The 17,733-nt window shown below is 69.7% G+C and carries 17 protein-coding genes; 2 read left to right on the top strand and 15 right to left on the bottom strand.

Annotated elements, in window-relative coordinates; translation table 11 throughout:
• Positions 1-17: 17 nt before the first annotated feature.
• From ffh to ftsY, 3 genes are all read right to left on the bottom strand, one after another.
• A complete protein-coding gene (gene ffh, locus HNR13_RS13220) occupies positions 18-1,589 on the bottom strand; it encodes a signal recognition particle protein (RefSeq protein ID WP_179606437.1) in 1,572 nt (523 codons plus the stop codon).
• Between the two features lie 91 nt (positions 1,590-1,680).
• Complete coding sequence (locus HNR13_RS13225) at positions 1,681-2,181, bottom strand: DUF2004 domain-containing protein (protein ID WP_179606439.1); 501 nt, start codon at positions 2,179-2,181, stop codon at positions 1,681-1,683.
• 7 nt (positions 2,182-2,188) lie between these two features.
• Positions 2,189-3,064, bottom strand: coding sequence for a signal recognition particle-docking protein FtsY (gene ftsY, locus HNR13_RS13230; protein ID WP_179606441.1), 876 nt, complete (start codon positions 3,062-3,064; stop codon positions 2,189-2,191).
• 29 nt (positions 3,065-3,093) lie between these two features.
• Here ftsY and HNR13_RS13235 point away from each other — a divergent pair, with 29 nt between their 5' ends.
• Positions 3,094-3,879: a CHAD domain-containing protein gene (locus HNR13_RS13235; protein ID WP_179606443.1), complete on the top strand. Its 786-nt coding sequence runs from the start codon at positions 3,094-3,096 to the stop codon at positions 3,877-3,879.
• Here HNR13_RS13235 and smc read toward each other — a convergent pair.
• The 7 genes from smc to HNR13_RS13270 all read right to left on the bottom strand — a co-directional run bounded on the left by smc (position 3,876) and on the right by HNR13_RS13270 (position 13,356).
• On the bottom strand, positions 3,876-7,442 hold the full coding sequence (gene smc / locus HNR13_RS13240; RefSeq protein WP_179606445.1) for a chromosome segregation protein SMC: 3,567 nt from the start codon (positions 7,440-7,442) through the stop codon (positions 3,876-3,878). The genes HNR13_RS13235 and smc overlap by 4 nt on opposite strands.
• Before the next feature lie 77 nt (positions 7,443-7,519).
• Positions 7,520-8,188, bottom strand: coding sequence for a TMEM175 family protein (locus HNR13_RS13245; RefSeq protein ID WP_179606447.1), 669 nt, complete (start codon positions 8,186-8,188; stop codon positions 7,520-7,522).
• A 136-nt stretch (positions 8,189-8,324) separates the two neighbouring features.
• Positions 8,325-9,038 carry an ABC transporter ATP-binding protein gene (locus HNR13_RS13250; RefSeq protein WP_179606449.1) on the bottom strand — a complete coding sequence of 238 codons (714 nt, stop codon included), beginning with the start codon at positions 9,036-9,038 and terminating at the stop codon, positions 8,325-8,327.
• A complete protein-coding gene (locus HNR13_RS13255) occupies positions 9,025-9,969 on the bottom strand; it encodes an ABC transporter ATP-binding protein (protein ID WP_179606451.1) in 945 nt (314 codons plus the stop codon). Before HNR13_RS13255 ends, HNR13_RS13250 begins: the two co-directional genes overlap by 14 nt.
• A complete protein-coding gene (locus HNR13_RS13260; protein WP_179606453.1) occupies positions 9,966-11,126 on the bottom strand; it encodes a branched-chain amino acid ABC transporter permease in 1,161 nt (386 codons plus the stop codon). The genes HNR13_RS13255 and HNR13_RS13260 overlap by 4 nt, the downstream gene beginning before the upstream one ends.
• Positions 11,123-12,133: a branched-chain amino acid ABC transporter permease gene (locus tag HNR13_RS13265; protein ID WP_179606455.1), complete on the bottom strand. Its 1,011-nt coding sequence runs from the start codon at positions 12,131-12,133 to the stop codon at positions 11,123-11,125. Before HNR13_RS13265 ends, HNR13_RS13260 begins: the two co-directional genes overlap by 4 nt.
• Positions 12,134-12,249: 116 nt before the next feature.
• Complete coding sequence (locus HNR13_RS13270) at positions 12,250-13,356, bottom strand: branched-chain amino acid ABC transporter substrate-binding protein (RefSeq protein WP_343063552.1); 1,107 nt, start codon at positions 13,354-13,356, stop codon at positions 12,250-12,252.
• A 339-nt stretch (positions 13,357-13,695) separates the two neighbouring features.
• Here HNR13_RS13270 and HNR13_RS13275 point away from each other — a divergent pair, with 339 nt between their 5' ends.
• Positions 13,696-14,766 carry a GNAT family N-acetyltransferase gene (locus HNR13_RS13275; RefSeq protein WP_179606459.1) on the top strand — a complete coding sequence of 357 codons (1,071 nt, stop codon included), beginning with the start codon at positions 13,696-13,698 and terminating at the stop codon, positions 14,764-14,766.
• A 10-nt stretch (positions 14,767-14,776) separates the two neighbouring features.
• Here HNR13_RS13275 and HNR13_RS21620 read toward each other — a convergent pair whose 3' ends face one another.
• Genes HNR13_RS21620 through HNR13_RS13305 form a run of 5 tightly spaced genes read right to left on the bottom strand, consistent with a single transcriptional unit; the run spans position 14,777 to position 17,697 of the window.
• Positions 14,777-15,298 carry a type II toxin-antitoxin system ParD family antitoxin gene (locus tag HNR13_RS21620; protein ID WP_246312761.1) on the bottom strand — a complete coding sequence of 174 codons (522 nt, stop codon included), beginning with the start codon at positions 15,296-15,298 and terminating at the stop codon, positions 14,777-14,779.
• 27 nt (positions 15,299-15,325) lie between these two features.
• Positions 15,326-16,237: a bifunctional DNA-formamidopyrimidine glycosylase/DNA-(apurinic or apyrimidinic site) lyase gene (gene mutM / locus HNR13_RS13290; RefSeq protein WP_179606463.1), complete on the bottom strand. Its 912-nt coding sequence runs from the start codon at positions 16,235-16,237 to the stop codon at positions 15,326-15,328.
• On the bottom strand, positions 16,215-16,928 hold the full coding sequence (gene rnc, locus HNR13_RS13295; RefSeq protein WP_179606465.1) for a ribonuclease III: 714 nt from the start codon (positions 16,926-16,928) through the stop codon (positions 16,215-16,217). Before rnc ends, mutM begins: the two co-directional genes overlap by 23 nt.
• A gap of 56 nt (positions 16,929-16,984) precedes the next feature.
• A complete protein-coding gene (gene rpmF / locus HNR13_RS13300; protein WP_055919953.1) occupies positions 16,985-17,188 on the bottom strand; it encodes a 50S ribosomal protein L32 in 204 nt (67 codons plus the stop codon).
• 2 nt (positions 17,189-17,190) lie between these two features.
• Positions 17,191-17,697, bottom strand: coding sequence for a YceD family protein (locus tag HNR13_RS13305; RefSeq protein ID WP_382312733.1), 507 nt, complete (start codon positions 17,695-17,697; stop codon positions 17,191-17,193).
• Positions 17,698-17,733: the final 36 nt, after the last annotated feature.

Genomic DNA, 17,733 nt, shown 5'->3' on the forward strand with positions numbered 1-17,733 from the left:
TCGGACAGCGTCAGGCCTCAGCGGCCCATGAACTTCTGCAGGGCGGCCAGCTCCTCCTCGGTGGGGCCTCCGGCCTTCGCCTTGCTGCCGGAGCCGAGGCCGAAGCCGGTGCCCGCGGGCGCGCCCGTCGCTCCCGGCTTGACGCCGGCGGCGAGGGCCGCGTTCTCCGCGGCGCGCTTGGCCGGGTTGCCGGACCGCGAGCCCTTCTTCTTGGGCTGCTGCTTGCCGCGGCCCGCGTAGCCGGCGCCGGGGATCGGCCCCATGCCCGGGACGTTCGGGACGCCGCCCTTAGCGACGGTCTTCATCATCTTGGCGGCCTGCTCGAACCGGTTGACGAGCTGGTTCACCTCGGTGACCGTCGTGCCGGAGCCCTTGGCGATGCGCAGGCGGCGCGAGCCGTTGAGCAGCTTCGGAGTGGTGCGCTCGGCCTTGGTCATCGACTGGATGATCGCCTCGGTGCGCACGATCTCGCGCTCGTCGAAGTTGTCGAGCTGCTGCTTCATCTGTCCCGCGCCCGGGAGCATGCCCATCATCTTCTTGATGGAGCCCATGTTGCGCAGCTGCTGCATCTGCTTGAGGAAGTCGTCGAGCGTGAAACTGTCGGTCGCGAACTTCTCGGCGACCTTGCGCGCCTCCTCCTCGTCGAAGGCCTCCTGGGCCTGCTCGATGAGGGTGAGGATGTCGCCGAGGTCGAGGATGCGCGACGCCATGCGGTCGGGGTGGAACGGTTCGAAGTCGTCCAGGCCCTCACCGGTGGAGGCGAAGATGATCGGGCGGCCGGTGATCGATGCCACCGAGAGGGCCGCGCCGCCCCGCGCGTCGCCGTCGAGCTTGGAGAGGACCACGCCGGTGAAGTCGACGCCGTCCTGGAACGCCTTGGCGGTCGCGACCGCGTCCTGACCGATCATGGCGTCGATCACGAACAGCACCTCGTCCGGATCGGTGGCTTTGCGGATGTCGGCGGCCTGCTTCATGAGCTCGGCGTCGACGCCGAGGCGACCGGCGGTGTCGATGACGACCGTGTCGTACTGCTTGGTCTCGGCGAACGTCATCGCGTCCTTGGCCACCTTCACCGGGTTGCCGACGCCGTTGCCGGGCTCCGGCGCGTAGACCGGGACGCCGGCCTGCTCGCCGACGATCTGTAGCTGCGTGACGGCGTTGGGGCGCTGGAGGTCGGCGGCGACCAGGAGCGGCGTGTGGCCGTCCTTCGCCAGCCACTTGCCGAGCTTGCCCGCGAGGGTGGTCTTTCCGGCGCCCTGGAGGCCGGCGAGCATGATGACCGTCGGCGGCTTCTTGGCGAACTGGAGGCGGCGCTGCTGGCCGCCGAGGATGGCGACGAGCTCCTCGTTGACGATCTGGACGACCTGCTGCGCCGGGTTCAGAGCCTTGTTGACCTCGTCGGAGAGGGCGCGCTCGCGCACCTTGCCGGTGAAGTCCTTGACGACGTCCAGCGCCACGTCGGCGTCGAGCAGCGCGCGGCGGATCTCGCGCACGGTGCCGTCCACGTCGGACGGGGAGAGCTTGCCCTTGGTGCGCAGGTTCTTGAAGGTGTCCGTGAGACGGTCGGACAGCGAGCCGAAAGTAGCCATGATCGTGCAAGTCTACCGGGCGACACCGGGCGCCCGCCGAGCGTGCGCCGTGTCCGCGCAGGGCGGAACCGCAGGCGGAAGCCTTCCCGGCTCAGCCCTGGGTCTCGACCGCGACGACGTCGCCGCGCACGTCGAACGACACCGTCAGGATCGCGTCGGTCTCGTCCGGGCTGATCGAGTAGTCGAAGGTCGCGAAGACCTCGTCCTCGCCCGCCTGGTCGGCCTGGATCGCCACGGTCAGCAGCTGCAGGGAGCGCAGCACGTCGATCGCGATGTCCCCCGAGTTGTAGACCAGCAGGTCGAGCAGCGACTCCCCCAGCTTGTCGACGTGCTCGTCGATGTAGCTGCTGGTCGCCGACTGACGCGAGCTCAGCTCGGCCACGAGCGCGTCCCTGGCCCGGGCGTCGAAGCCCTCCAGCGCCTGGATGAGCGCCGCGGCCGCGTCGAGCGCGTACTCGCCCACCGCCTGCTCGTCGTCCGCGCGGAGCTCGACCTCGACGGTCTGGTCGGCGAGCTCCACCGTGTCGTTCCACGCGAGGCCGCCGGAGGCGGTCTCGTCGATGACGCCGAAGTAGTCGTGCTCGATGGCCATGGCGCGCCTAGCCGACCAGCTGCTGGGCGAAGACGTGCGGGGTGAAGCCGGTGAGGTCGTTGATCCCCTCACCCTGGCCGATGAGCTTGATCGGGAGGCCGGTGCGCTCCTGCACAGCGAGCACGAAGCCGCCCTTCGCGGAGCCGTCGAGCTTGGTCAGCACCAGCCCGGTCACGCCGGCGTGCTCCAGGAACGCCTCGGCCTGCGCGAGGCCGTTCTGGCCGGTCGTGGCGTCGAGCACCAGCAGCACCTCGGCGATCGGCGCCTGCTTCTCGACGACGCGCTTGATCTTGGACAGCTCGTCCATCAGGCCGCCCTTGGTCTGAAGGCGCCCGGCGGTGTCGATGATGACGATCTCGGTGCCGTCGCGCTTGGCCTTCTCGACGGTCTGGAACGCCACGGAGGCCGGGTCCTGGCCCTGCTGCTGCGGCCGGACGATCTCCGCCCCCGCGCGCTCCGCCCAGGTGGCCAGCTGCTCGACCGCGGCGGCGCGGAACGTGTCGGCCGCCCCGACGACGACCGAGCGGTCGTAGGTGCGCAGGAACTTGGCGAACTTGCCGATGGTGGTGGTCTTGCCGACGCCGTTCACGCCGACCACGAGGACGATCGCGGGCCGCTCGCTGAGCTTGAGGGTGGTGTCGAGCTTCGACAGCCGCTCCTCCATCGTCTCGCGCAGCATGCGCTGGAGGTCCTTCGGGTCGGTGGTGTGGTAGCGCTCGACCTTGGCACGCAGATCGTCGATGACGGCCTCGGTGACGTCCGGGCCGAAGTCGGCGGTGATGAGCGCCGTCTCCAGATCGTCCCAGGTGGTGTCGTCGATGGTCTTCTTGGCGAACATCCCGCGGAGGGCGCCCGACAAGGACCAGGGGGTACGGTCTGCCATGCACTCAGACTAGTTGGTACGGTGGCGCCATGTTCTCCCTCGTGGCGGTGTCGGCCGAGCTCGCCGAGCAGCTCGTCGCGCTCGACGAGGACGGCGAGGACGCGGTCCACCAGGCGCGCATCCGCGTGCGGAGGCTGCGGAGCATCCTCCGGGTGTACCGGGCGGCGTTCGACGCCGAAGCCGCCCTCGCCATGCGCACGAGGCTGAAGACGCTCGGCGACCGGCTGGGGACCGTGCGCGACCTGGAGGTGAAGGCGACGACACTCGACGACCTCCTGGAGGTCGACGATCCGCCGGACGTGGTCGACGCGGTCACCGCGGAGGCGGAGGCGACCCGGGCCGAGCACGGCGCGGCGCTGGCGTCGCTGCTGCGCTACGTGCACGGCGGGACGGTCCGCGCCCTGCTCGCCGACCTGCAGATGTTCGCGGCGGAGCCGCCGCTCTCCCGGAAGGGCCGGAAGCATCCCGGCCGCGTCACGACACGCGGCCTCGAGAAGGCCGTGGTGAAGGTGCACCGGGAGCGCGGGGACAGCCTGGAGGAGCGCCACGCCACCCGCAAAGCGGCGCGAAAGGTGCGCTACGCCGCCGACGCGGTCGCCGACGACCTCGGCAGGCAGGCCGTGCGGCTGTCCTCGGCGGCGAAGGCCGCCCAGGATGCGCTCGGGGACAACCGCGACGACCTCCTGCTGGCGCACGAGCTGCGCGAGCTCGGCCACGTCGGCCTCGCCATGCGCTGCGAGCGGCGCGCCGCGGACGCCCTCGACGGCCTCGACGCCAAACTCGCCGCGATCGCCTTCGAGGGGGCGAGCGCCTAGGCGGAGGCCTTCTCCTGCGCGACGCGCTGGCCGACGACGGCCGAGACGCCGTCCTGGCGCATGGAGACGCCGTAGAGCGCGTCGGCGATCTCCATCGTCCGCTTCTGGTGGGTGATGACGATGAGCTGGCTGTTCTCGCGCAGGTCCTCGAAGATCGTCAGCAGCCGGCCGAGGTTGGCGTCGTCGAGCGCCGCCTCCACCTCGTCCATGATGTAGAACGGGCTGGGCCTGGCCTTGAAGATCGCGATCAGCAGCGCGACCGCCGCCAGCGAGCGCTCGCCGCCGGAGAGCAGCGACAGCCGCTCGATCTTCTTGCCGGCGGGCTTGACCGACACCTCGATCCCGGTGGTGAGCAAGTCGTCGGGGTTCGTCAGGGCGATGTGGCCGGACCCGCCGGGGAACAGGATCGGGAAGACCCGCTCGAAGGCGGCCTCGGTGTCCGCGAAGGCCGACTCGAAGATGGTCTGCATCTTGTCGTCGATCTCCTCGATGATCGTCACCAGGTCCTTGCGCGTGTTGGTAAGGTCGGTGAGCTGCTCGGTGAGGAACTTATGGCGCTGTTCCAGGGCCGCGAACTCCTCCAGCGCGAGCGGGTTGACCCGGCCGAGCTGGCCGAGCTTCCGCTCGGCGGCGGCGAGGCGCTTCTGCTGCTGCTCGCGGACGAACGGGGTGCCGGGACGCTCAGCGGCCTCCGCACCGTCGGACGCCTCATCGGGCGTCCCATCGTCGTCGCGGGTGTCCGGCGGCACGGGCACGTCCGGCCCGTACTCCGCCACCAGCACGTCCTCGACGAGGCCGAGCTCGCTGCCCGCCCGCTCCAGCAGGCTGGACAGGTGCAGCTTCTTCTCGTAGATCTGCAGCTCCAGGCCGTGCACCGACTCGGTGATGCCGTGCAGGCGCTCGCGGAGAGCGGCCTCCTCGCGGCGCACGGTGGCGAGCTCCTCGTTCTGGCTCGCACGTCGGGCCTCGGCGGCGGCGAGTTCCAGGCGCGCCTGCGACACCGAGCGATCGGCGGAGGCGAGCACCGCGGGGAGGACGTCCAGGACGCCCTGCGCGGCCTCCAGCTGCCGGCGGCGGATCACGGCGCGACGGGCGGCCTCCTCCGCGGCGGCGCGCTCGGCCTCCAGCTGCCGGGCCAGGGCCTCTCCCCTGGCCTGCTCCGCGCGCACGCGCTCCTTCGCCGTCTCGACCGCGAGGCGCGCCTCGACCTCGGCCTCGCGCGCGGCGTCCAGCTCGGCGGACAGCGCGTCGCGCGCAGAGACGTCGAGGATGGGGCGGGGCCGCGAGCGGGCCACCTCCAGCTCCGACTTCGCCGCTTCGGCGGCGCTCTCGGCGTCGGCGACGCGTTCGGCGGCCTGTTCGAGCGCGCGGCCGAGGCGGTCGGACTCGGCGACGGAGGCCTCCAGCTGGACCTTCACCCGGTTCAGCTGCTCGGTCTGCGCGGCGAGCTGGGCGTCGAACTCGCGCAGCGCTGTCAGCGCGGTCTGGGACTGCTCCTTGGCGACCTGCAGCACTCCACGCTGCTCCGCGAGGGCGAACCGGGCGCGGTCGATGAGGGACGTCACCTCGCCGAGGCGGTCCTCGGCGGCGTCGCGGTCGGCGATCAGCTCGATGCGGCTCTGCTTCGCGCCCGAGCCGCCGCGCAGCACGAACTCGGTCAGCACGTCGCCGGCGCGGGTGATGAGGGTGACGGGGCCGCCGAGCGTGCGCGAGCGGAACGCGTCCGCCGCAGCGCGCGCGGCGTCCACATCATCCGCGATGGCGGTGAACGCGAGCAGGCCGAGCACGCCGCTCGGAGCGTCCACGACCGAGCGTGCTGGGACGACTCCGGCGACGCCGGTCAGGTCGACCTCGGGCGCCACGGCGTCGGCGACGATGACCTCCACCCGGCCGAGGTCGTCGGCCGCGGCGTGCGCGACGGCATCGAACGCGGCGTCCCTGCTCTCGGCGAGCACGGCGTCGGCCAGCGTGCCGAGGGCGGCGGCGATCGCCGCCTCGTAGCCGGGGTGCACGCGGATGTGCTCGGCGACGAGGCCGCGGACACCGGAGAGCCGAGCGCCGACCAGCGCAGCCGACCCGTCCTTCTGGTCGAGAGCGAGCGACAGCGCGGAGGTGCGCGCCGCCAGTGCGTCGCGTTCGCGCTCCAGAGTGTGGAGGTCGTCGCGCAGCTTCTCGATGAGGCCCTCTGCCTCGAAGACGTCGGCCTGGGCGAGCTCGTACGCCTCATCGAGCGCGCCCTCGCCGAGGTCGGTGGTCGCGGCGTCGGCCTCCCGGGCCGCGAACTCGGCGCGCGCCTTCTCGAGCCGCTCCGTCGCGGCGTCGAGCGCGTTCTGCTGCCGCAGCACCTCGCCACGGACGGCGGCGAGCCGCTGCCCGGCCGCCTCGGCCTGGCCGTTCAGCTTGCTGATCTCCAGGTCGTGCTTGGACACCAGCGCGCTCTGCGCCGCGATCTCGTCGTCCACCGCGTCCAGCCGCGCCCGCGCCCCGCGGGTCGCGGTCTGCGCCGCCTCCCAGGCCGCCTCGGCCTCGGTGACGGCGCCACGCAGCCGCTCGACCTCGTCGGCCGCGTCCCGCACCTGCTGCGGGCTGACGCGCGGACCGTCGTCGGTCGCGTCCGCCTGGCTGCCGAGCAGCGCGACCTTCTGCGTGGCGAGCGAGTAGAGACTGCGCAGCCGGTCCTGCGCCTGCTCCAGGGCGAAGGCGGTGCTGCGGGCGACGTCGACGGCGTCGCCGATCTGCGCCTGCTCCAGCCTGGTGCGGCGCAGCTGCTTCTGCTCCAGCTGCTCCTGGAGGACGATCTGCTCGCTGTGCCGCTCGGCCTCCGTGCGGGTGTGGTCGTCCAGCGAGCGCCGCAACCCGACGACGTCGTCGGCGAGCAGCCGCGCGCGGGCGTCCCGGACGATCGCGGCGATGGACTGCGCCTCGCGCGCAATCTCGGCCTGGTGACCGAGCGGCTTGAGCTGGCGGCGCACCTCCCCGGCGAGGTCGCTCAGCCGGGTCAGGTTGGTCTGCATGGCCTCCAGCTTGCGGAGGGTCTTCTCCTTACGGCGGCGGTGCTTGAGGATGCCGGCGGCCTCCTCGATGAAGCCGCGGCGCTCCTCCGGAGTGGCGCGCAGCACGGCGTCGAGCTGGCCCTGGCCGACGATGACGTGCATCTCCCGGCCGAGGCCCGAGTCGCTGAGCAGCTCCTGCACGTCCAGCAGCCGGCAGGACTGGCCGTTGATGGCGTATTCGCTGCCGCCGTTGCGGAACAGCGTGCGCGAGATGGTGACCTCGGTGTACTCGATCGGGAGCGCGCCGTCGCTGTTGTCGATCGTCAGCTGCACCTCGGCGCGGCCGAGCGGCCCGCGGGTGGAGGTGCCGGCGAAGATGACGTCCTCCATCTTGCCGCCGCGAAGCGTCTTGGCGCCCTGCTCGCCCATCACCCAGGCGAGGGCGTCGACCACATTCGACTTGCCGGAGCCGTTGGGCCCGACCACGCAGGTGACGCCCGGCTCGAAGGCGAAAGTCGTCGGCGTGGCGAACGACTTGAAGCCCTTGAGCGTCAGACTCTTCAAATACACGTGGAGAATCTACCCGACGCCCGCCCCGACCCCCTTTCCCCAAGCCGTGCAGGAGTCAACCCGGAAGCGATTTTCTCTCACGCCCGCCGGACACGGAGCGGAACGATGATGAAGACCGCCAGGGCGAGGAACCCGAAGACCCCGGTGATCGGGAAGATCATGCCGATCCCGATCAGGACCAGATAGCCCACGAGTCCGATGAGCAGTCGACGGTCGAGGTTGCGATCGCCCGCATCGGCCTCCCCGGTGAACAAGCCTTCGCGGGAGGCGTAGGAGCGCACCACGGCCAGGGCCACGATGAGCAGCACGACAGCTCCTCCGTACAGGAGGATGGCGATCCGCTCGGGTTGCTCGGAGTTGACGTACTGCGCGAGGAAACCGGTGGGGAACGGGAGGAAGGCCACGAACAGCAGAGGCAGGAGGTTCAGCCGCATGAAGGTGGAATCCGCGTGGTCCAGACGATCCGTGATTGCGGTGTGCGCCAGCCACATGGCGCCGATCGTGGCGAAGCTGACCACGTACGCCAAGTAGTGCGGCCACAGCTGCAGGACCGCGCCCACCAGATCACGCCCGGACCCGCTGGGCACGACCAGGTCCAGCACGAGCAGGGTGATCGCGAACGCGAAGACGCCGTCGCTGAGGGCTTTCATCCGGTCGGTGCCGTAGCGGCGGCGGTGAGGCTCCACCCTGACAGGTCTGTTCGTGTTGTCCGCCACTGTGGCCACCTTCGTCTGCGTGGTCGTCATATTAGGAGGTGCCGAGGGCCGCGTCGATGCACGCGAATCGCTCGAGTCGCCGGCAGAGCGACTGCCGAGTACGCGAAAAGTCCGCCGTTCCGGGCGGAAACGGCGGACTTTTCGCGTACTCGGCAGGTGCCCGGCGTCAGCCGACGCCGAGGTAGGCCTCCTTGATGGCGGGGTCGGCGAGCAGTTCGCGGCCGGTGCCGGAGCGGGTGATGCTGCCGGTCTCCAGGACGAACGCGCGGTGGGCGCGCGCCAGCGCCTGGTTGGCGTTCTGCTCCACCAGCAGGACGGTGGTGCCCTGCTTGTTGATCTCCGTGATGATCGAGAAGATCTGCCGGATGAACTGCGGGGCCAGCCCCATCGACGGCTCGTCCAGCAGCAGCAGCCGCGGGCTCGACATCAGCGCGCGCCCGATCGCGAGCATCTGCTGCTCGCCGCCGGACATCGTGCCGCCGACCTGCGTCTTGCGTTCGGCGAGGCGCGGGAACAGCGAGAACACCCGGTCGAAGTCCGGGCCCATGTTGGACCGGTCCTTGCGGCCGAAGGCGCCCATGTCGAGGTTCTCCATCACGGTCATCCCCGGGAAGATCCCCCGGCCCTCCGGGGCCTGCGAGATGCCGCGGATGACGCGGATGTGCGCCTTCATCTTGGTGATGTCCTGGCCGTCGAACAGGATGGAGCCCTTCGACGGGTTCAGGATGCCCGAGATGGTCTTCATCGTGGTCGACTTGCCCGCGCCGTTCGCGCCGATCAGGCTGACGATCTCGCCCTCCTCGACGGAGAACGACATGTCGTGGATCGCCTCGATGCGGCCGTAGGACACGCTGATGTTCTTCAGTTCAAGCAACGTCATCTTCTGGCTCCCCGAGGTAGGCGGCGATCACGCGCGGGTCGTTGCGGATCTCCTGCGGCACGTCGTCGGCCAGCTTGCGGCCGAACTCCAGCACCACGATGCGATCCGTCACGCCCATGACCAGCTTCATGTCGTGTTCGATGAGGAGGACGGTGTAGCCGTCGGCGCGGATGGTCCGGATGAGGTCCATCAGGTCCTCCTTCTCCGCGGGGTTGAAGCCGGCGGCCGGCTCGTCCAGGCAGAGCACCTTGGGGTCCGTCGCCAGAGCCCGCGCGATCTCCAGGCGACGCTGCGAGCCGTACGGCAGCGACCGGGAGAGGTCGGCGGCGTGATCGGCGATGCCCACGAACTCGAGCAGGGCCATGCCGCGCTCGATCGAGGACTTCTCCTCCCTGGTGTGCCGCGGGAGCCGCAGCAGCGCGCCGGGCACCGACGTGCGGTGCCGGGCGTCCAGGCCCACGACGACGTTCTCGAGCGCCGTCATCTCGCCGAACAGACGGATGTTCTGGAACGTGCGGGCGAGGCCGAGCCGGGTGATCCGGTGCTGCTTCTGCCCCTTGATCGACTGGCCCTCCAGCAGCACGTCGCCGCTGGTCGGCTTGTAGACGCCGGTCATCGCGTTGAAACAGGTGGTCTTGCCCGCTCCGTTCGGCCCGATCAGGCCGAGGATCTCGCCACGGCGGATGTTGAACGAGACATCGTCCAGGGCGAGCAGGCCGCCGAACTTCACCGTGAGGTTGCGCACCTCGACGATGTTCTCGCCGACCTCGACCGCGATCTCCCGGTCGGGGGCCGCCGCCTCGGCGACGTCCAGGTCGACGCCGGCCGCCTCCAGCTCGTCCTCGTTCGCGCCGAGGACGGGCTCCTCCTCCGGCGTCTCCGCGGTCGACGGGGTGGGGGGTGTGGGGGGTGTGGTGGGTCCGTCGCTCATCGCGCGCCTCCCTTCGCGGTCTGGGCCACTCTCCGGTATGCGAGCCGCCCGTACGCCAGGAGCTTCTGCCGCGCGGGGAACAGGCCCTGCGAGCGGAAGATCATGATCAGCACGAGCGCGATGCCGAAGATCAGGTACTTGTAGTCGGCGATCGCCGTGAACCGCAGCGGGATGTACGCCACGATCGCGCCACCGATCATCGCGCCGACCTTGTTGCCCGCGCCGCCGAGCACGACGGCCGCGAGGAACAGGATCGAGGTCTGCACGTCGAACTTCTGGTTGTTGACGAAGCCGACCTGCCCGGCGAACAGCGCGCCGGAGAGGCCGCCCACGCCGGCGCCGATCGCGAACGCCCACACCTTGTACTTGAAGGTGGGCACGCCCATGATCTCGGCGGCGTCCTCGTCCTCGCGGATGGCGATCCAGGCGCGGCCGACGCGGCTGCGCTCCAGGTTGCCCACCAGCAGCAGGATGATGATGATCACCGTCACTGTCAGCCAGTACCAGGGCACGCCGTTCGAGTTGGAGAAGATCGGGATGCCCTTGGCGTCCGTCCCCGGCGGGTGGCCGACGTTCTGGAAGCCGACCTGGCCCTTCATCGCCGGGATGATCGTGGCGAGGATGCGGACGATCTCACCGAAGCCGAGCGTGACGATGGCCAGGTAGTCGCCGCGGAGGCGGAGCGTCGGCACACCGAGGATCACGCCGAAGGTCATCGTCACGGCCATGGCGACCGGGATCGTCCACAGGTACGGGATCTTCAGGAACGGCGAGTCCGGGCTGGTGAGCATCGCGGCGGTGTACGACCCGACGGCGAAGAACGCGACATAGCCCAGGTCGAGGAGGCCGGCGTAGCCGACCACCACGTTCAGGCCGACCGCGATCAGGCCGTACGTGGCCATGGCGAAGCACGCCAGCGGCCAGTCGTTGCCGGGCTCGGTGGTGAGGGGGAAGAAGTTGAGGTACGGCAGCGCGTAGGCCAGCGCGACCACGATGAGCAGCCACGCCCACTGCACGGCCCGCGGGAGGCCGTTCCAGTAGTCGCGCAGCGGCTGCAGCGGTCCCTTCTTCTTGCCGGCGCGGGCCGCCTCCAGGGCGTCGGCCGCCTGCTCCGAGCGTCCGTCGGGCAGGACCTTGGGGCCTTCCGTGGTGCTCATGCGCGGCTCCTTCCGAGGGAGGTGCCGAGGATGCCGGTCGGCTTGACCAGCAGCACGAGCACCAGCACGACGAACGCGACGACGTCGGTCCACTGCGAGTCGCCCAGCAGGATCTGGCCGTAGTTGCCGATCACGCCGAGCAGGAGGCCGCCGAGCAGGGCGCCGCGCACGTTGCCGATGCCGCCGAGGACGGCCGCGGCGAACGCTTTGACGCCGAGCACGAAGCCGCCGTTGTAGATCACGCCGGACGGGACGAGCATCACGTAGAACAGTGCAGCGGCGCCGGCGAGGACACCGCCGGTGATGAACGTGATCTGGATGATCCGCTCCTTGTTCACGCCCATCAGCGTTGCCGTGTCGGCGTCCTGCGCGACGGCGCGGATCCCGCGCCCGGTGCGGGTGCGCCGGATGAAGTAGTCGGTGGCGATCATCAGGATCACCGAGGCGACGACGATGATGATCTGCTGGCTGTTCACGATGGTGCCGAACACGTCGAAGATCGGCTGCGGGATGAACATCGTCACCGCCGGCTCCGCGTTCGCGCCCCGGATCAGGAAGATCAGGTACTGGATCGTGAACGAGGCGCCGATCGCCGTGATGAGGAACACGAGGCGTGGCGCGTTCCGTCTTCGGAGCGGGCGGTAGGCCACGCGTTCCAGCACCCAGGCTGTGAACGCCGACGCGACCATGCCGACGAGCAGGGCGAGCACCAGGTCCCCGACGATCGCCGCCGGGCTCAGGTTGGGGGCGCTCGGGCCGAAGCCGAGCGAGGTGAGGGTGATGACGACGCCGTAGGCGCCGACGATGAAGACCTCGGAGTGGGCGAAGTTGATCAGGTTCAGCACGCCGTAGACGAGCGTGTAGCCGACGGCGATCAGGCCGTAGATGGCCCCGAAGGTGAGGCCGTCGAAGGTGGCGCTCCAGAAGTTCTGGACGAGCGCGTTGACGTCGAAGTTGATCCACGAGTTGTCGAGGACCGGATGGACGAGGAGGAGGGTTTCGAGCATTCGAGCTTCCAGGGTTCAGTGCCGGATCGTCGTTGGTCCGGCTCAGTTCTTACGAGCGTAAGTCGAAACAAAGGTGCCGCGGGCCACGGTGGCCCGCGGCACCTTCGCGTGTCGCGTTATCCGATGGTTCCGATCGGGACGATCTTGCCGCCCTCGACCTTGTATCCGTAGACGGTCGGCGCCTGCAGCTCACCGGTGGAGTCCCACTTGTAGTGCTTGCTCAGGCCGTCGGCGTCGTAGTTCTTCACCCAGTCGACGAGCTTCGCGCGGGTCGTGTTGCCCTTGTCGATGCCGGCGAGCAGGACAGTGGTGGCGTCGTAGCCCTCGATCGAGTAGGTGCCCGGCTCGGCGCTGGCGAGCGTCTTGTAGGCGGACTCGAACGACGGGATCAGCTCACCCGGGATGCAGGGGCAGGTGAAGTACGCGTTGCTGGACGCGTCGCCGGCCAGCTTGATGAACTGGTCGTCCTTCACACCGTCGGGGCCGACGAACGTGCCCGTGTAGCCCTTGTTGACCAGCTGCTGGTCGAACGGCGCACCCTCGGCGTAGTAGCCCGAGTAGTACACGGCGTCCGGCTTCGCGTTGATGATCTTGGAGATCACGGCCGAGAAGTCCTTCTGGCCGGTCGTCACCTTGTCGGTGCCGACCAGTGCGCTGCCGAGCGCCTTGGAGGTCGTCGTGCCGAGGCCGATTCCGTAGTCGGAGTCGTCCTGGACCAGGTAGACCTTCTTGGCCTGCAGCTTGTCGGTCAGGAACTTCGCCGCCGCCGGGCCCTGGACGGCGTCGTTGCCGAGGCCGCGGAAGAAGGTCTTCCAGCCGTTCTGGGTCAGCGCCGGGTTGGTCGCGGACGGGGTGATGTGCACCAGGCCCTGCTGCTCGAAGATGTTGCCGGTCGCCTTGGACTCGCCGGAGAACGGCAGGCCCACGACCCCGACGATGTCGGCTTCGTTGACCGCCTGGGTGACCGGGCCGGTCGCCTTGTTCGGGTCGCCCTCGGTGTCGAACTTCTTGAAGCCGACCTGGCATCCCTTGTTGGCCTGGTTGTGCTGGTTGATGGCCAGCTGGATGCCGTTGAAGATGTTGATACCGAGCTGGGCGTTCGGGCCGGTCTCGGCTCCGACGTACGCGATCGTGAGCCCGGAGGGGCAGGTGGCCTTGCCGTCGCCCGCGGGGAGGACCGCGTCCTTGGGGGTGGAGACCGAGGTGATCGCCGGGATGTTCACCTTCGAGTTGGTGTTCGTGGATCCTCCGGTGGACGGCTGGTTGGCACATCCAACGAGGAACAGTGCGACTGACGCTGCAACAGCCGCACCGATCGTGACTTTCTTTCCTAGCATCTTCTGCCTCTCGACGTGAATCCGTGTCGAACGCGGCGTGATTGCCTCGTCGCACCACGAATATGTGTGCTGAGACTACATGCGATGCAAGCATTTGCACCCGACATTTCCGCCCAGATTTACACGATCGAAACCAAACGGTTCGCTGCACTTCACAGGCGTAGGAACCGGGGTTAGATTGAGTAGTTCGCCGCACTACGGAAACGACGACAGCGGGAGGCAGCGGTGCGCATCGAGCGGCTCTCGCCCCCCGCCGCCCTCGGCACCGGGGGGTCGCTGGTGTTCGAGGAACTGGTCGGCGTCCTCAACGGCATCAGCGTCGCGCTGTGGCAGGCGGACGACTTCGTGGAGACCGCCGAGGAGGCCCTCGCCTCCTTCCGCGCGCAGGACTATCAGGAGAAGATCATCCTGGTCGCGATCGAGGACGGAGTCGTCGTCGGGCGCGTGCAGGCGGACTTCCCCCTCGACGAGCGCGCCGAGACGATGAGCCTGCTCGTCGACGTCGCGCCGGCCGCACGCGGCCGCGGCATCGGGTCGGCGCTGCTCGCCGCGGGCGAGGAGCTCGCGGCGGAGGGCGGCCGGCGCGTCGTCAGCGCCTACACCGAGCATCCGGCGCGCACGCTCGGCGACAGCGTGTCGGTCGTCCGGGCGCGTGCCGGCTCGGCCGGGCTGCCCGCGGAGTCGCGCGATGTCCGCTTCGCCCTCCGGCACGGCTACCAGCTCGGCCAGATCGAGCGCTCCAGCGAGCTGGTGCTACCGCTGCCGCGGGCGCGCGAGGCCGGGCTGGCGAGCACGGCGGCGTCCGCGACCGGCTACCGCGCCGTGTCGTGGCTGGGCCACGCCCCCGACGACCTCCTGGAGCGGTTCGCGGCGCTGAAGGCGCGGATGTCGACCGACATCCCGCAGAGCGGCATCGCCGTCGACCGCGAGGAGTGGACGGGCGAGCGCGTGCGCGCCCAGGAGCGCGAGCTCGCCGAGCGCGGGGAGCCGCTGCTGGTCACGGCCGCCCAGCACCTGGCCACGGGCGAGCTGGCCGCCTACACCGAGATCGCCGTCCCGGCCGACGGGGACAAGGCGGAGCAGTACGACACCCTCGTCGCCATCCCCCACCGCGGCCACCGGCTGGGCACGCTGGTGAAGCTGCAGAACATCCACGAGCTGGCGCAGCACGCGCCGCACATCCACCGCCTGCTCACCTGGAACGCGGACGAGAACGCCCCGATGCTGGCGATCAACCGGGCGTTCGGGTTCCAGCTGCACGCGCTGACGGGGCACTGGCAGAAGACGCTGGGGTGAGGGGCTCCGCCTACAGGTGCCGCGTCGGATCCATGCGCTGATGCAGGATTCGGATGACGTCGACGCCGTCGCCGTTCTCGACGTAGAAGACCAGATGGCTGCCGATCGCGTAGCGTCGATAGCCCGCGCGGATGTCGTCGCAGGCACGGCCACGCGCCGGACTGTCCGCCACGCGTTCGATTGCCGCGCGGATCTCGGTCACGTCTGTCTCGGCTTGCCGCGCGTCCCAGTTCTCCTGGGCGAAGTCCCAGATCGAGGAGAGATCGCGCCGCGCGGCCGGGGTGAGCCGGAACCGCGTCACGACTTCTTGGAGGCTATGAACGCGTCGAAGTCGAACGCCTCGGGCTCTCCGCTCTCCTCGCCGGCGACCAGCGCGGCTCGAAGTGCGGGACATCTGCGTTTCCTGGTCCTCCAGCAGGCGCAGCCCGGCGCGCACCACTTCGCTCGCGGAGCGGTAGCGACCGGTCGCGACCTCGTGCGCGAGGAAACCGGCGAAGTGGTCGTCCAGGCTGTTCGACGTGTTCATGGCCATTCAGCCCTGGCTACCAAGGATTGGTACTCACCGCAGCCGCTGGCACCGCGGGCAGAAGTGCGACGACCGGTTCATGAACCGTTCCCGCACGATCGCGGTCCCGCACCGCGGGCAGGGCTTCCCCTCCTGGCCGTAGGCGTTGAGGCTGTGGGCGAAGTAGCCGGAGTTGCCGTTGACGTTGACGTACTGGGCGTCGAAGCTCGTGCCGCCCTCGGCCAGCGCCTTCTCGAGGACGTGGCGGACCTCCGCCAGCAGCGTGCGGGCCTTCGCACGGCTGAGCGACGACGCCGGCTGCTCGTAGTGGATGCGGGCGGCCCAGAGCGCCTCGTCCGCGTAGATGTTGCCCACGCCGCTGACCACTGTCTGGTCGAGGAGGACGCGTTTGATGCCGCTGTTCTTGCGAGTCAGCGCGGCGAAGAACGCAGCGTCGTCGAACGCCGGGTCGAGCGGGTCGCGGGCGATGTGGGAGACCTGGGTCGGGATCAGCGGCTCCGACGTCCCCAGCCCGGCGGCGGCGCCGTCCGCGGTCGGGACCAGCGTGTCGACCGCCATTGAGCCGAAGATGCGCTGGTCGACAAAGTGCACCCACAGCTCGCGGTGGTCGCCGGGAAGCGTCGCGGCGGTCTCGATGTGGAGGCGGATGCGCAGCAGGCCGGGCTCGTCCCAGCCCGGCTCGCGCAGCAGGATCTGCCCGCTCATCCCGAGGTGGGCCACGATCGCGCGGCGGGGCGTGCCCTGCAGCGGGATCCAGAGGAACTTGCCGCGGCGGGCGGGCTCCTCCATCACCCGGCCGGTGAGGAGCGTCTCGAACGCGCCGGCGACCGGGTCGTGGCGTTTCAGCGAACGCGGCTCGAAGACCTCGACGCCGAGGATGGTCGCGCCCGTGACCGCCGGGGCCAGCCCGGCGCGGACGACCTCAACCTCGGGAAGCTCTGGCACGGCGGCGGGTCAGCTCGGTCCAGGCGTTGAGCGCCGCGGCCATCTCGGCCTGCTTCTTGCTCGTGCCCTCGCCGGTGGCGGTGACGATGTCGCCGACCGAGACGGTGGCGTGGAAGGTCTTGGAGTGGTCGGGGCCGGAATTGGTCACCGTGTAGACCGGCAGGCCGGCGCCCCGATGGGCCGCCGCCTCCTGGAGGCTGGTCTTGGGGTCCATCGCCGCGCCGAACCGGTCGGGGTCGGCGAGCAGCGGGTCGACCAGGCGCAGCACGAGCGCCGTCGCCTCCTCCCCGCCGGCGTCGAGGTAGGCGGCTCCGATGAGCGCCTCGACCGTGTCGGCCAGGATGGACGCCTTGTCGCGGCCGCCGCTCTGGTTCTCCCCGCGGCCCAGCCGCAGGTACTGGCCGAGGCCGATGCCGCGCGCGACCTCCGCCAGCGCGACCGAGCTGACCAGGCTGGCCCGGCGCTTCGCGAGCTCGCCCTCGTCGAGGTCCGGGTTCTCCCGGAACAGCTTGACCGTGACGGCCTGCCCCAGGATCGAGTCGCCGAGGAACTCCAGACGCTCGTTGTTGGGGATTCCGCCGTTCTCGTACGCGTACGAGCGATGGGTCAGGGCAAGCACGAGAAGCTCGGGGTCGATGTCGACCCCGAGCTTCTCGATGAGGGCGGCGTGGTCAGTGTTCTCCCCGACCACGTTCCTGCTTTCCCCCTACTTCAGTGCCTCGTGCGCTGATCGGCCCGGTGGGCGGATCAGACGTCGGCGACCTTGCGGCCCTTGTACTCCATGAACAGCGCGGTGCCCGCGGAGTCCTCGACGACCTTGGCACGGTGCGGGAGGCTGTAGACGACCTTGCCGTTCTCGATCGACTTGACGAGCGTGGGGACCTCGGCCTTCCACTGCGAACGGCGGGCGTGGGTGTTGGCGCGAGACTGCTTCCGCTTCGGAACGGCCATGACTATCTCTCTTCTCCAGCCCCGGCGGCCGGGGCGTTGTTGCTGGTGGACTCGGTGTCGGAAGCCTGGAACGCCGCGAGCGCGGACCAGCGAGGATCGACGGTCTCGTTCGGCTTGCGGTCCGGTACATCCGCCAGCCTCTCCCCGGTCTCTGGATCGAGACCCGGGCAGTCCGGCCGGCACACCGGCTGAAACGGCAGTGACAGCACCACCGCATCCCTGATCAGAGGTTCAAGATCCACGTGGTCGTCGTGAACCTCATAATCAAAAGCTTCCGTAGAAGGATACGCGAAAAGTTCCTGGAAATCGACTTCGACTGGCTGGTCGATGTCGATCAGGCAGCGTCCGCAGACGCCGGTGGCGGTGGTCTCGGCCTCCGCCGTGACCAGGATGCCCTCGTGCATCGACTCCAGCCGGAGGTCGAGGTCGATGGTCGCGCCCTCGGGCACGGACAGCAGTCCCTCCCCCAGTCTCTCCGTCACCGGGATGCTGAGGTGCTGCTCGCGCATCTCGCCGGGACGACGCATGAGGTCGTACACACTGAC

Origin of the sequence: Leifsonia shinshuensis (assembly GCF_013410375.1) — a bacterium.
Lineage (GTDB): Bacteria > Actinomycetota > Actinomycetes > Actinomycetales > Microbacteriaceae > Leifsonia > Leifsonia shinshuensis.

Excerpts from the sequence above, each read along its gene's own strand:
- HNR13_RS21620 (WP_246312761.1), bottom strand. The coding sequence starts at position 15,298 with ATGGCCATGAACACGTCGAACAGCCTGGACGACCACTTCGCCGGTTTC.
- rpmF (WP_055919953.1), bottom strand. The coding sequence starts at position 17,188 with ATGGCCGTTCCGAAGCGGAAGCAGTCTCGCGCCAACACCCACGCCCGC.
- HNR13_RS13255 (WP_179606451.1), bottom strand. The coding sequence starts at position 9,969 with ATGAGCGACGGACCCACCACACCCCCCACACCCCCCACCCCGTCGACC.
- HNR13_RS13225 (WP_179606439.1), bottom strand. The coding sequence starts at position 2,181 with ATGGCCATCGAGCACGACTACTTCGGCGTCATCGACGAGACCGCCTCC.
- HNR13_RS13245 (WP_179606447.1), bottom strand. The coding sequence starts at position 8,188 with ATGACGACCACGCAGACGAAGGTGGCCACAGTGGCGGACAACACGAAC.
- HNR13_RS13260 (WP_179606453.1), bottom strand. The coding sequence starts at position 11,126 with ATGAGCACCACGGAAGGCCCCAAGGTCCTGCCCGACGGACGCTCGGAG.
- ffh (WP_179606437.1), bottom strand. The coding sequence starts at position 1,589 with ATGGCTACTTTCGGCTCGCTGTCCGACCGTCTCACGGACACCTTCAAG.
- HNR13_RS13235 (WP_179606443.1), top strand. The coding sequence starts at position 3,094 with ATGTTCTCCCTCGTGGCGGTGTCGGCCGAGCTCGCCGAGCAGCTCGTC.
- ftsY (WP_179606441.1), bottom strand. The coding sequence starts at position 3,064 with ATGGCAGACCGTACCCCCTGGTCCTTGTCGGGCGCCCTCCGCGGGATG.
- HNR13_RS13305 (WP_382312733.1), bottom strand. The coding sequence starts at position 17,697 with ATGCGCGAGCAGCACCTCAGCATCCCGGTGACGGAGAGACTGGGGGAG.
- HNR13_RS13265 (WP_179606455.1), bottom strand. The coding sequence starts at position 12,133 with ATGCTCGAAACCCTCCTCCTCGTCCATCCGGTCCTCGACAACTCGTGG.
- HNR13_RS13250 (WP_179606449.1), bottom strand. The coding sequence starts at position 9,038 with ATGACGTTGCTTGAACTGAAGAACATCAGCGTGTCCTACGGCCGCATC.